A 12,599-nucleotide genomic window follows, 5' to 3' on the forward strand; every position below is an offset into this window, starting at 1 on the left:
GTTTGCTTGAAAATTCCCAGTCTGGGCATACCGGTGATAGGGCCTTAGCACTTCAAGTGTCGGAGGGTGCATAGGTACTGGAGGAGATTGTACGGAAAAGAATTTGAGCTCATGGCCCTGTCTCTTGGTGGTGCAGGACTCCGGCCCAGCTCGTGAGCACGAACCACAAAGTCAAGGCATTCAAGATCGTTCGCTGGTAGGCCACTCATCGCCTACTGGGCAAGAAAGGAACAGGTGCCAACTGGCATCGATTGCACGACTATGCATTTGAGACAGCACTCCTTGTCCGGCGCACATACCTCACGACTTGGCATAGGCACAGAACCACGAGGACGAAGTATCCCGTCAGAGACCAGCCGGGAATCCATTGGTGGTCGGCCAGTGTCACCAGACCGACGATTAGCCACACCAAGGCCAGGACTGTGTACAAGAGCGCGAGGCGGCGTGGCTGTACCCGGGGATTCCCTGGCAAGGACTGCGCGTAACCCTCCGGTTTGCCAAACTCACTGACAAGGCTGCTTCCCTGCTCACTAGCATGCACGGAGATCTCGGCCATGACCTCTGAAATTCGGTGCTCCCCCAGATCCCCTCGACCGCGCAGGGCCGTCCGGGCCCGGGCAAGCCACTGGTCATCCGGGACGCCGTCGGCAGTAACGACTTCTTCGGCTGCTGTACCCAGGCTTGCCTGGGGCTCGCGCCACAACTTCGAGACGAAGAAGCACAACAGTGCGTACCCCGGAATAAGTGCCGCAGTCCAGAAGACGTTTCCTTCCGGGCCGTGTTGGCCCAGAGGCACAATGATGCCCGCGACCGCCGTCGCGCCGATGACGATCAGGCCCACCGAGATCAAAACAGCTTTTGCGAAGGAAAAGCGCTCCGAAGCAAGCGTATATACGTTGATCAGGACCATCGTGATCAGTGAAATCAGCCACGGCATAATGGCCAGCCCGATGGTGAAGTGAGGCGAATCGGCACCGCCATCGAGGTTCAACAGCAATGCGCCGCACAGAAGCACACTGACCACCGCGGCACTAAACAGTGAATAGACGAGCATCTCGCGCAAGCTCAGGCGCAGTGGCTTTTCCAGGGCATCGATTCCCTCCCGCTTGAGTTCGGCCACTTGGGTCTCGGCCCATTCACGCGCAGGTCCGAAAAGCTCTGCCGGGGATGCCCGCGACTCATCAACGACCGATGCGGCCTCGGTGAGCACGGATTCCACAACACCAACCTTCACATCAAGGAGAACCAATCGAACGAAGGCGTCCTCCGCCCATCCGGTGTCCGCCTCGACAGTGCGGGCGCCGCGAAATGCTTTCTTCACCCGGGTGAGCTCCACACCTGCGGAAGCTTCGGGCAACGATCGATTGGTGCTGTCCTCGTTCACGTAGGGTTCCTTTCGTCATTGTTGACGGTGCGGCCAGGTGGCTTGCTGATGGCGGCACCCAGCGCTTCAAGGCGTAGGCGATCGGCGCCAAGCCGGTCACTGCCACGCGTGGTGAGGGTGTATCGGCGCCGCGCGGGGCCCGAGGTTCCAGGAGTCCACCGTGCTTCCACCTCGCCGGCGTCCTCTAGGCGTGCAAGGACCGGGTACAGCGCGCCTCCCCTCGGTATGCCGAAGCCCAGTTCCCCCAGTGCCTGGGCGATGGCGTACCCGTGTAGAGGTTCCTGGTCCAGGCAAGCGAGGATCGCAGTTGGAAGAAGTGCCCTCACCCAACCGCCGGGCCAGCGGGCAGTTGTCGCGCTTGTGCCGTCAACGGCGGGTGCCTGGTCAACATTGCGAATTTGCATCACGTTTCTACTTATATCATGTTTCTATCTAGTGTCTTCTTGGCGTTCCTGTCATCGCGAGCGCATAAGGTTTCGACCCCACCGCCAGAGACGAACCCGAATGCCAAGGTCAGACGAAGTACAAGAACTTGAGCTGACCAAGTGCACCTGCTTGTCTTGCAACAGATGGGTATCGAGACGTTTTCGAGAGACGTACTAGTCCTGCAGTAATCGGCAGTTGTTGGTGTCATTTTCCGAAGGCGACTGCCATGGCTGATGCTCTTATCTTTGTCAATTGCCTTTTTGGGCCTGCGTTTCGATCCAGGTTCGGTATCGCATAATGGTCTCGACGTCTCGGGATTTTCCAAGCTCAATTCGCGAAATCGCCGTCGGCCAGACGCCCAGCGCTACTGCCGCCACCACCACCTAGGTAAGACCCAATGAGAGGCGTAGCGGACGTAGGTCGTTGGTTAGCGGGACAGACCTAGGGTTCTTCATGATCCGATAGATTTCCCGGGCAATATAGCGTTTCAGGCAGCGCACGACTTCCTTCTTGCTCAGGCCGTCTTCGGTGCGCTTGGCCACGCACACTCACGCGTCCTGGCATCCGTGGCCATGCGCACCATGACAATGCGGTAGAGCGATGAATTGGCCTGTCTGTCACCACCCTTGCTTAGTCGATGGCGGTTTGTTTTCCCGGAGGACGCGGGGACCGGCGCGACGCCGGCCAGGGCCGCGAAAGCTGCCTCACTCTCCAGCTGTTCCGGGTTGTCGCCGAAGGTCACCAGCAGCTGGGAGGCAACCACGGATCCCACGCCTTTGACGTCCAGCAGCTCAGGGGTGTGGGCGGAAACGATCAGTGACAGTTCGGCATCGGTCTCGTTGATTTCCTCGGTCAGGAACCGGTAACGGGAACTCAGCCGCTTGAGCGTCATGAGGGTCGCAACGACCGGATCAGACGGGTCCCCGGAGGGCCTGCTAGCGGCCATGGCTTGACCCGCGCTTCGCTTGTCATGCCTCGGTATTTGGCTCTGACCTCATCCGTAGCGGAGGTGAGGGCACCGCATACTTGGTTCAGCAAAGCCGTGCGGGCCTTGATCGCGCTGGTGCGGGCGGTGCGGCAGCACGCGCAACGCCTCGACGTATCCGTCGCGTGTTTTGGGGGTGGAGGTGCCACGGTCCGCCGGCACGGATTCAGCAGCCTGGTAGGCGTCAAGCGGGTCTGATTTCCCGCGCAAGCGGCGCTCGGCCCGGTTGGGCCTGTTTATCTCCCGGGCGGTGAATCCTTGGTCGACCAACACCCGGGCGAGTTCGGCTCCGTAGGAGCCCGTTCCCTCGATGCCAACTGCGGTGACGGGACCGAAGGTGGTCAGGTAGGCGGCGATCTCCCGGTACCCGGACCGACGGCCAAGAACTTGCGGTCCCCAAGCCGTTTCCCGTAGTCGGTGACCAATGCTACGTGGTGGGCGTCGGCGTGGGTGTCGATGCCGGCGATGACTTTGAATTGCTCGTTTGCCGTAATGGATGGAGTTCCTCTGAAACCGGTGAAGCAACAGTGTGGGCTCGTGTTGTCCAGTCGGGCAGACAGGACGGTGAGGGGGCCTCTGGAGCAGGCTCATATGAAGTCATGTCCGGCTGGACAACACGCTTGGTGCTGGCCGCCGGCTGGCGGACTGATCATTTTAAGAACAGCCTTTATGGGCGTCAGTCAAAAGTTGAGTCACACCGGCTGATGGCCTATTACGTCTATTATTTGACCCAAAAACTCCCGCCGTTGCAACGACCGCCTGAATTCGCGGTGCCTTGACCGGGCGTTCCGTAAGTGGCACCTTGGCTGGCGATACGCGAGGTCATCCAAAGCAGTGCTAAGAACGGGTTGCTCGCGGTCCATGTCTGTGGTGTCGGTCGTCCACGGCGAAGAGAGGATCACAACCGTAGGGTGGTCGAGGCCGGGCCGAGGGTTGCTCAGGATGTGCGGTCCGGCTAGGAAGATTCTTCTCTCTAGTTGATTGTGCAACGTTCATTGACCTCGGGCTTGCAGTAGGTCTAACAATTGGTTAGTTCGTCGGAATTGTTTTGTGGACGTTGAGAATAGATTTGACGCTGGGAGCAGTCATGAGCAGTATTTCGACCTCGAAACCACCCATCGCGTCCAGGCGGGAAGTGACGCTCTGGGCGGTCGGGGTGGTTGTCGCCGGGTTCTTGTTACCTGGTCTGGGGATTGTCTTGGCTCTGGTGTTGGCGTTCAGTCGGCTTCGGAACAGTCCGGCGCGGATTCGATGGGGTCTGGTCGGTCTCGGCGTCGCGGTCCTCGCGGTCCAGATCATCGGCCTTGCAGCGTGGGGAGGCACCACAGGCCATACTGGGCCTGCCCATATCGCGAGGTAGGACAAAAGAACTCCTCATACTCCGACTTCGCTGAGGACCGAATCTCAGCTTCGGGTGCTTTGCCATATGAAACCAGCTCGGGCTGCTCAACGGTGTCAAATATGTCATCTTCACCTTTGAGTGGAGCAGGAGTTGACCGACGGGGATGACATACTCTGTTTTACTGACTATGCTGCGTTGTATGACATCGAGATCGATGACGGAGCAGGCGTTCTTCGTGCTCACTGCGCTGCTTGATGGGCCGTTACATGGATACGCGATCATGCAGACGATGGTTGAACTTTCCGACGGGCGGCTCCACGCGCGGGTGGGAACGCTCTACGGAGTGCTCGACCGGTTGGCATCTGAAAAACTGATTGAACTGGACCAGGAGATCATCGTTCAAGGCAGGGCACGTAGGTACTATCGGCTCAGCGAGGACGGCCGCAACGCCTTGGCCCGTGACGCTGCGCGGCAGGCTGCCAACGCCCGCACCGCACTGAACCGACTCGAACCAAAACCCTTCGGCCAGTTTGGGGCTCCGGCATGAGCCCGCTCGAGTTGCGCTATCGACGGCTGCTGCGACTGCTCCCGCCCGCCTACCGTTCGCTGCGTGAGGAGGAGATGGTTGACACCTTCCTGCTCAGCATGCGACAGGAAGAAGCAGAGGCAGACGCGATCTTCCAATTGACTGCCTACCCCTCGTGGTCCGAGGGCCTCAGCGTTGCCGGCCTGACCTTGCGGCTGCGCTTCGGCGATTACCAAGGGCCGGTGCGCTACCAGATGCAAGGGGGAGCGGTCCGCTGGTTCGTTGCAGCCGTCCTGCTGATCCAGGCTGTCTGGGCGGCGTCATTTCTTTTGAGCCTGCTGTGGATATCGGGCATAGTGCCTGGTGTCGCTGCGTGGGACGCTGCATCGTTTGGGCCTGAGTCTTCCTGGTCCTGGTTGCAGGCCTATGCGGGGCTGCTGTGGATACCTGCGTTTGTCGCGCTCGTGCAAGGGCGCCGACAAGCCGCACAACTGCTTGGGGTGGTGGCAGCCGTTCCGTTGGCAGTCAGGATGATCTCCCAAACCGCTCAAACTGTGGGATTCGCCGATGCGGGTCAGATCTTCTCGGTTGCCTCAGGATGGATCTTGCTGATAATCGACGCGAGTGTTCTGCTCGGCTTGGCTGCGTTTCACCGTGAGGCGGCGCCATTGCGCCCTCGACCGTGGTTGATTTCGGCCGCGGTGGCTATCGGCGTCATCGGCACAGGTTTCATCGTGCCTGGCATCGGTGTCTGGTTGTTTGTGGACGACATCGGACTTTGGAGTGATGCCGCTGTTGTTGGTGCAGTCGTGGTTCTGGCGCTGAGGCGGAATTGGGATGACCACCAACGCGTACAGGCTTACCTCGGGCTGTGCCTGTTTTCCACAGCAGCATTCGTCCTGCGGGCCACAACCATCGCGGCACTGGCGATCCCCAATGGTCTGGATTTCCTTCCAAAATCGGCCCAGATTAGCCTGATCGTTCAGCTTGTCGTGGTGGCAGCGGTTGCCGGAATTTCCGGATGGTTAGGCGCAAGACGGCTTCGCCGGATGCCCGGTGTCACCTACGCGTCGACGTGACGTCTTGACTTGTCGAGACTTCGGTCATTGCCGGACCGATGGTCATCGGCACCAAGCCTGAGAACATGTCCGGCCGAGTCCCGCAAGCGGGGTGATCAGTGGGGATCCCGTAGGGGAACCCCAGCTGTGGATGCTCGTGAGTGTGAAACCAATTCGGCTGCTTTACCGCCCGCATTCCCGCAAGCCGGGCCTTGGCCGGGCGCCCGTAAGAGGATCCGTAACCGGGGCAGGATCCTTCATCGGTTGCGTTGTGGGTTTGGTGTTGTTGTCGCTGCATGTGGGCAGTGCGCACGGCGGCGTTAGTGTTGCGATGTCTGCCCGCATGGGTTGACGTTCTCGCCGAGGATTGTCTTGAATATTCCGGTACAAGAATCGCATCAGTGTCATGTCAATGCCGCGATGGGGATTGTTGGTAACGAGGCGAGGCTGTCCGGTCGCGGTGCCACGTTATGGTGGGCGCATCAAGCGCTGGGGGGTGTTGAGGTGGTGGCACGTACTGCGGGGCCGTTCGATTATTATCCGGTCACTGGCGACGCGATTCGTGCGTCAGCCGAAGCACCGGCCCACAATGCTGGTGTGATCCAATCCTTGGGCGGTGAGCTTGAGATCGATGAGAAGCGGATCGCTGGGGCGGTCGAGGGCGATATTATGTCCGGTGTGGTCGCGAATCCGCGAGCCGCCAGAGCCGCCGCGCGAACGCTTGCCGCGAATGGTTTGTATGCGGTCGCTTTGATCAATCGGTTCGGCGGCCATGTCGACACATTTGATGACAGTGTCAATCGGATCAACCTCGACTTTCACAGCAGGGTTAATGCGGCAGTGTTCTCCGAACCGCACGACCCGGATGTCAAGGCGGGCACCGTCACGATCGATCGTCCCGCGATCGGGTCGATGGTCAAGGCGCAACTCATGTCCCGTTATCTCAAGTCCGAGGCCGTCCTCGAGGAGGATGCCGACGCCGTCGCTACCGACTTCAGTCAGGGTCCGACCGACGAAAACGTCCGTGATCTCATCCGTGCCGGTCTGATCTCGTTGGCTGCGGCCTCGCTGTGGCCGACGCTCGTCCTGACCGGCGACGATAAACGCAAAGCCTTCGATGCTGCGGTCGCGGCCATGGTGATTCGTCTGATCGCGGCTGGAACGCTGCCGGCCGAAGTGGAGGGCATGAGTGCGCCTGAGTTCCGGGAGTATTTGATTGATCATCCCGATGTGGCGACCACGCTGATGAAGCACCAACCGTTGAGGGGTGGCGGTTGGCCCGAATCGGCGTTGGCTGGCCTGGTTGGCCCGTTCGTGACGGCGCCCGATGGTGCGGGTGAGGTGATGGAGCGGCGTCGCCACGATGCGCGGGCGCTGTTTGAGTCCCTTGGCCCTGGCAGCGCGTCGATGCTGGCGATGTTGTTCCCTGCCACGGTCGGCAACCTGTCTGGGGTGCCGTTCGCGAACCGTGCCGATGCGAACACCGTGGCGGTGATCGCGGCGCTCGATACCGAACACGGCAGCCTCACCGATCTGCAGTCACGTCACGAACACCACCAACACGACGGGGACTTCCTAGGACGCAACAACGACGATCTTGAGGGTCCGATCGGCGACGCACAAGATCGCATCAGATTGTATGAATCGATCCTGGCCAACGACCGCCACATTATTGTGTTTGACCCGGCCGGCGATGGGGCGATCGCCGAACTCCACGGCCCGATCAGCGCCACCACCAAGAATGTGGGCGTCCTCGTTCCGGGCACCGGCACCGATATGGCTAACTTCCAAGACACGGCGACGCGATCCAAGCTGTTCGTCGATGCCAGCAGCCCTGGTGAGTTGTCGATGATTTCGTGGTTGGGCGGCGATATGCCCGACAGTGTTGCCAAGGATGCACCGTTCGCGAGTTATTCGCGTGACCTCGGTCCGTTGTTGGCCAATTTCTCGAACGACGTGCGCCAAGAAATCGACCAGTCTCCCGGCGCCAGCAACACGATCCACACCACCTACGCCGGACACTCCTACGGCGGTGCGGTGGTGGGACGTTCGGAATTGGCTGGGCTGGACGCCGACCGGGTCATGCATGTTGAGTCCGCTGGTATGGGCCACGACATCGCTACCCTCGCCGATCTGCCCGCCTCGCAAGCCGGGGTGGATCGTTATTCGATGACCGCGCCGGGTGATCCGATCGGCTACAGCCAGGGCCGCGGCGAGGACGCGGCCGATATCGTCGAACAGTCGACCAAGGTTCCGGTTAGCGACGATGTCGGCCATGGCGCCGATCCCGACACGTTCCCTGGCACTCAACGGTTGGACACGGGCAACAAGGTCGGCTCTAACGAACCCAACATTGGTGCCGACGCACACGGCGGAGTGTTCCAACCGAAATCTGATGCGTGGGAGGACATGCGTCAAGTGTTCATCGGTGGTACGGCGACTGGTTATCGTGAACCGGCCTACGACTGGGAGGCCGGCCATCTGGGAACCTTGACCTTCCCACACCGGGTACAGACCGGGTGGGAAACACCAGGTGAAAAGATCGACATCCCATGAAACCTTCCACCGTCCTCGTCGCCCTTGTCATCGCATTCGCCCTCATCCTCGCCGGCTGTGGCAATACCAAGGAGAACCAGATGAAGAAGATCGACGAAGTCGCCGCGCACGCACGAACCGACATCGATGCCCTCGCCGCGCAGGTCGGCACCGACCCGGTAGTCAAAGACGACGTGATCACCAACTGTGTCCCGGGCCGTGATGACTCCGGCAAAGAATTCGTCTACCTCGTGCATGTGAAGGTCACACCGGGCACCCTCGCCCGACTCAGAGGAGAAATCGCCGACAACTTCGAAGCTAAAGGCTGGACTGCCAACCGCAAAATCGATCCCGAAGGGGTCAACTTCGCCAAAGGTGCCGCCACGATGGGCGCCACGGTGTGGGAAGACGATGGAATCGCGGCGGTCAGTGGCTCAGGTGGCTGCGTGAAATGAACACCCGCATCATCCTTCGCACTCACTCTGGTTCTCGTTCTCGAGAATTCAGCGTGTGAAACCAACTCGATTGCTTTACCGCTCACGTTGCCTTGAGCTGAGTCTTGGCCGGGCGTTCTGTCAGGGGAAACCAGCCCGGCGAAGGAACTGCGCGCGCACACGTTGGCGCTCAACACTGCTCGCGTCCCAATCGTCCCGTAAGCCGAACCCCAGCTATGGACACCTGTACCCGTGAAACTGAATCGACGGCTCTACCGCTCAGATTCCCCGTGCCTTGACCGGGCGTCCGTAAAAGGGTCGGGCTGCGGGACGGGCAGGTGCTTCCTCGTGCATCGTGATGAGTGTGCTGTCCACGAGAGTGGCGATAAGGTCGCCGAGATAGCGTGCGCGGGCATCGAACTCGCCAATGATGACGATCGTGAATCCTGGGGACACGCTGAAGTAGTGTTCTCGCGTTCTGGAGCAGTTCTGGATCTGGCGAAGCCGGGAGCCACCTTCGATCGGTACAACGGCTAGCTAGATGTCTACATGTCTTGGCCTTGACTCCCGATTGCGGCCAGCACCCGGGGCTGGGTGCCTAGGTGAACTGCAGGTCTCAGGTTTGTTTGCTTTTGTGGTGTCGGAACCGCTTGGTCACCGACCAATCGATGAGCATCACCAGCCCGTAGGCTGCTAGTGCGATTGCGCCGGCCTGCCAGTACCCCAGATCGTTAAAGTAGGCCACCAACCCACCGGTGAAACAAGCCACGAGCATGTAGAGTGTCGACTTCAGTGCCCCCATGTCGCTCCTCATCCCGGACAGTTCTTTTTGGAAACTTTTTTGAACTTATGGTTCTGCGGAATGATTTTGGTTTGGTAACAACTAGAGTTGCTGACCCTCGTGGTCTTTGCGATCTTGCTGATTCCCTTAACCATGGAAAGTACACTTGCGCCACCGAGGGTCATGCACAGCACTTTCACTATCATCCCTATGGCAGGCGTAAGTTTCGCAAAGTTGCACGTAACGATTGAGGCGACAGACGCCGCGGAGTATGTCGCCGCGCCGATCATTCTCACTTCCGTCCCTGTGAGGTTTAAGTAGACACCCCGCCCATACGTGATGCGAGGGTCAGCCACGATCCCATAGGCGTAGTCTCCGCCCTTGTGTTCTACGATCTGCGTCAGCGTGGTGCCGTTCACTTCGTAATGGGTCGGCACTGACGTGCCGTTGGCGTCGTAGGCCCAAGGGGTCGCGATCTCGCCGGTCGCGTCACCGGCGTCGTTGTTGATGGTGACACTTCCGTCCTCGTTGAGGGCCAATTCTGCGATGTCACCACCGAGGACGAAGTCATACGACTCAGGTGCGTAGGCTGATTGAATATCAATCACAGCGCGGACGCCGCTGTCAGTTGGCTGGACAGCAATCGCAGAATCATTCGCGCCGCCATCAAAAACGACCGTGCCATCCGCGGCTGCTGCACCGGGTCCGTTAGCAGGGATGCTGAGCGTTCCAGTCTCGTCGTCACCGGAGACGGTTACTTTCGAAGCGCCGCTGGCGGGGATGGCTACGTCTGGATTTGCGGCTGCCGCGGGTTCACCTGCGAGGGCCGCGGCATTGACAATCCGCCCCGAAATCTCCGTGGCGACACCGGTCTCATCGGCGGATGCGGGCACTTGAAGTGCTGTCAAGCAGAGAGCAACTGCAGCGACAACGCCAGCAGCCCTACCGGCTCGCGCTCGGCTACGTGAATGGTTCACATGGCCCCCTTGATAGCGCCTACTTGTGAATGGTTAACCGGCGCATGTCGATAAAGTGGTCACCGGTGGTCGTCACGCTAGCGGGTTAGGGGCTCAGCGCGCGGGTGACCTCAGCATGACACTCCGGTCAGCGCGAAACCGCCGCGCCGTCGACGATCGAATCCCGACGGTGGCCAGACTTTGGTCGGCATCTGGACCTCTGGCGCACGTCGGCCCATACCGGACAATTGTGCATCAGCGTGAAACTAGCAAGCCATCCTGTCAAGCGTCGCAATCCGGCTGCTATGCGGTAATCCTTTAAGCCGAACCTCCACCGGGACAAGGCCGACGTGTTTAGCAGCGATGGAAATTTGCCGAAATCCCCGGCATCGCGGAGTCCCGTGAGCCCCGCCCGGTGAAATGCCCGGTGAACGCGGGGGGTGCCCCTATGTGGTTTGTCAAGCGGCGAGTTGGTGTTCGGACTCGTAGAGGGTGCCGTCGCGGAGCATGGCGTAGAGGACGTCGCAGCGTCGTCTGGCGAGGGCGATGAGTGCTTGGTTGTGGCGTTTGCCTTGCGTGATTTTGCGGTCGTAGTAGGCGCGTGAGGTTGGGTCGCGCAGAGCTGCGAACGCGGAAAGGAACAGTGTCCGTTTCAAGATCTTGTTGCCGCGGCGCGAGGGATGCTCACCTCGTATTGAGGAGCCGGAGCGTCGGGTGACGGGTGCGAGCCCGGCATACGAGGCGAGGTGGCCTGCGGTGGCGAAGTCCTTGCCGGAGACCTCGGTGAGGAGTCTGGCTGCGGTCCTGACGCCGACTCCGGGCATGCTCATCAGGACGGGTTGAAGAGGGTGAGCCTCCACGAGACGCTCGACTTCAATGGCGATCTCTGCGCGTTGGCGGCGCAGTGCGGCCAGCTGTTCGGCCAGGCGCGGCAGCACCATCGATGCAGCATTGGTGCCCACCACGACGACAGTCTGCTCGCTCAAGGCATGGGTGATCGCTTCGGCGAGGCGACGGCCCATGCGGGGTGCAAGCTTGCTCAGACGGTTGCCAAGTCGGGTCGTGCCGGCTTGTTTCATCGCGGCGGGTGATGGGTATTTTTGCAGGAGATCCAGCACTGCTGGGTGATCGAGACGAGGCCCCAGAACTCTCTCCAATGCGGGGTGGATTTGGGTGAGGAGACCACGAATCCGGTTACTGGTGGCGGTGGTTTGGCCCACGAGATCATCGTCGAAACCGCAAAGCATGGAGAGCTCAGCCACCTGCTCGTCAGCGAGTTGAATTGACCGCAACGCATGTGGCAACGTTCGTGCTGCTTGGGCGATGGGGGCACCTCCCTGCACGCAGTGCTAGGGGGAATCGCGGCGTCCCGGGCGTCGGTCTTTGCTTCCCCCGCATGCAGGTCCGCGATGCGGCGCATCGCTAACCCGGGAAGATAACCGACCAGCACGCCTTCGGCCTGGGCGACGGCGATCGGGAGAGCCCCAATTGTGGCGGGTTGGTCCACGACGAAGAGCACTCGACCGTGCTGTTTGAGTTTCTCGATGACCTCACGCAGCTTCGCCTCATCATTGGGCAAAGCTTTGTCATAAAGCTGTTTCCCGGCCCGGTCTAGTGCGACCGCGTGATGCTCGCCCTTGCCAACATCGACCCCGATGAAGACGTCGACCTGATCATAATTTTCGATTGCCACCGTGTCCTCCGTTCGATTAAGTCGGCCCGGAACCACGGCGGTGAGTCTCGGCATCCACGTTACGAACGGCCTCGGCAGAATGCCGGGTCGAGCCCCTATCAGCGATCACTCACTGCCAACCAGGCCCGGTGACAACACCCCCCGGATCATGAACGACTGGGGGTAACAATCATGCCGAGCCTGGCAGGCCAACACCCTCAAAGAATCACACAATCAAGGGATACAAAGAAAGTAACGGGTTGAACGCTACACACGTTCGATGACGCGGAGGCTCATCGGATCTATGGCGATCACGGTCTGACCGGTACGAACCGAGAACGCTCGAGCCTGCGCGAAGCACTCGCGGCCTCCCGCGCGGGGGACCCCTTGGTTGTCGCCAAGCTCGATTGCTTGGGCAAGCCACTGCATGCCGCAGCCAACAACGTGGAAGATCTCACGCAACGCGAGGTCAAGGTCAGCTTCGCGGCTCGATGAACTGC

Annotated in this window: 14 protein-coding genes and 1 pseudogene; 7 read left to right on the forward strand and 8 right to left on the reverse strand. The window is 60.3% G+C overall.

All coding sequences use genetic code 11. From position 1 onward, the window contains the following. Nucleotides 1-259: 259 nt before the first annotated feature. The 4 genes from AC2YB9_RS00250 to AC2YB9_RS00265 form a co-directional block, all read right to left on the reverse strand. Nucleotides 260-1,384, reverse strand: coding sequence for a hypothetical protein (locus tag AC2YB9_RS00250; RefSeq protein ID WP_487266762.1), 1,125 nt, complete (start codon nucleotides 1,382-1,384; stop codon nucleotides 260-262). Next, on the reverse strand, nucleotides 1,381-1,788 hold the full coding sequence (locus tag AC2YB9_RS00255) for a PadR family transcriptional regulator (RefSeq protein ID WP_487268649.1): 408 nt from the start codon (nucleotides 1,786-1,788) through the stop codon (nucleotides 1,381-1,383). Before AC2YB9_RS00255 ends, AC2YB9_RS00250 begins: the two co-directional genes overlap by 4 nt. 536 nt (nucleotides 1,789-2,324) lie before the next feature. Next, nucleotides 2,325-2,702: a transposase gene (locus AC2YB9_RS00260; RefSeq protein WP_487266763.1), complete on the reverse strand. Its 378-nt coding sequence runs from the start codon at nucleotides 2,700-2,702 to the stop codon at nucleotides 2,325-2,327. Between the two features lie 102 nt (nucleotides 2,703-2,804). Further along, on the reverse strand, nucleotides 2,805-3,320 hold the full coding sequence (locus AC2YB9_RS00265) for an IS110 family transposase (RefSeq protein ID WP_487266764.1): 516 nt from the start codon (nucleotides 3,318-3,320) through the stop codon (nucleotides 2,805-2,807). On the opposite strand from AC2YB9_RS00265, the gene AC2YB9_RS00270 reads away from it, so the two are divergent. The 6 genes from AC2YB9_RS00270 to AC2YB9_RS00295 all read left to right on the forward strand — a co-directional run bounded on the left by AC2YB9_RS00270 (nucleotide 3,242) and on the right by AC2YB9_RS00295 (nucleotide 8,711). Continuing rightward, nucleotides 3,242-3,574: a hypothetical protein gene (locus AC2YB9_RS00270; RefSeq protein ID WP_487268665.1), complete on the forward strand. Its 333-nt coding sequence runs from the start codon at nucleotides 3,242-3,244 to the stop codon at nucleotides 3,572-3,574. The genes AC2YB9_RS00265 and AC2YB9_RS00270 overlap by 79 nt on opposite strands. A 308-nt stretch (nucleotides 3,575-3,882) precedes the next feature. Then, nucleotides 3,883-4,155, forward strand: a complete 273-nt coding sequence (locus tag AC2YB9_RS00275) for a hypothetical protein (protein ID WP_487266765.1) — start codon at nucleotides 3,883-3,885, stop codon at nucleotides 4,153-4,155. A 181-nt stretch (nucleotides 4,156-4,336) separates the two neighbouring features. Beyond that, a complete protein-coding gene (locus AC2YB9_RS00280) occupies nucleotides 4,337-4,684 on the forward strand; it encodes a PadR family transcriptional regulator (protein WP_487266766.1) in 348 nt (115 codons plus the stop codon). After that, nucleotides 4,681-5,742 carry a hypothetical protein gene (locus AC2YB9_RS00285; protein ID WP_487266767.1) on the forward strand — a complete coding sequence of 354 codons (1,062 nt, stop codon included), beginning with the start codon at nucleotides 4,681-4,683 and terminating at the stop codon, nucleotides 5,740-5,742. Before AC2YB9_RS00280 ends, AC2YB9_RS00285 begins: the two co-directional genes overlap by 4 nt. A 351-nt stretch (nucleotides 5,743-6,093) precedes the next feature. Further along, on the forward strand, nucleotides 6,094-8,277 hold the full coding sequence (locus AC2YB9_RS00290) for an alpha/beta hydrolase (protein ID WP_487266768.1): 2,184 nt from the start codon (nucleotides 6,094-6,096) through the stop codon (nucleotides 8,275-8,277). After that, entirely contained in the window at nucleotides 8,274-8,711 is a 438-nt protein-coding gene (locus AC2YB9_RS00295) for a hypothetical protein (RefSeq protein ID WP_487266769.1), read from the forward strand. Before AC2YB9_RS00290 ends, AC2YB9_RS00295 begins: the two co-directional genes overlap by 4 nt. Nucleotides 8,712-8,969: 258 nt before the next feature. On the opposite strand, the gene AC2YB9_RS00300 is transcribed toward AC2YB9_RS00295, so the two are convergent. The 4 genes and pseudogenes from AC2YB9_RS00300 to AC2YB9_RS00315 all read right to left on the reverse strand — a co-directional run bounded on the left by AC2YB9_RS00300 (nucleotide 8,970) and on the right by AC2YB9_RS00315 (nucleotide 12,174). Beyond that, nucleotides 8,970-9,146: a hypothetical protein gene (locus AC2YB9_RS00300; protein ID WP_487266770.1), complete on the reverse strand. Its 177-nt coding sequence runs from the start codon at nucleotides 9,144-9,146 to the stop codon at nucleotides 8,970-8,972. Between the two features lie 160 nt (nucleotides 9,147-9,306). Beyond that, a complete protein-coding gene (locus AC2YB9_RS00305) occupies nucleotides 9,307-9,492 on the reverse strand; it encodes a hypothetical protein (protein ID WP_487266771.1) in 186 nt (61 codons plus the stop codon). Nucleotides 9,493-9,500: 8 nt separating this feature from the next. Next, a complete protein-coding gene (locus AC2YB9_RS00310) occupies nucleotides 9,501-10,448 on the reverse strand; it encodes a hypothetical protein (RefSeq protein ID WP_487266772.1) in 948 nt (315 codons plus the stop codon). Between the two features lie 437 nt (nucleotides 10,449-10,885). Beyond that, nucleotides 10,886-12,174 (reverse strand): annotated as a pseudogene (locus AC2YB9_RS00315) (IS110 family RNA-guided transposase). A 273-nt stretch (nucleotides 12,175-12,447) separates the two neighbouring features. On the opposite strand from AC2YB9_RS00315, the gene AC2YB9_RS00320 reads away from it, so the two are divergent. Further along, entirely contained in the window at nucleotides 12,448-12,594 is a 147-nt protein-coding gene (locus AC2YB9_RS00320) for a hypothetical protein (protein WP_487268651.1), read from the forward strand. Nucleotides 12,595-12,599: the final 5 nt, after the last annotated feature.

It is taken from the genome of Aeromicrobium changchenzhani (genome assembly GCF_057586615.1).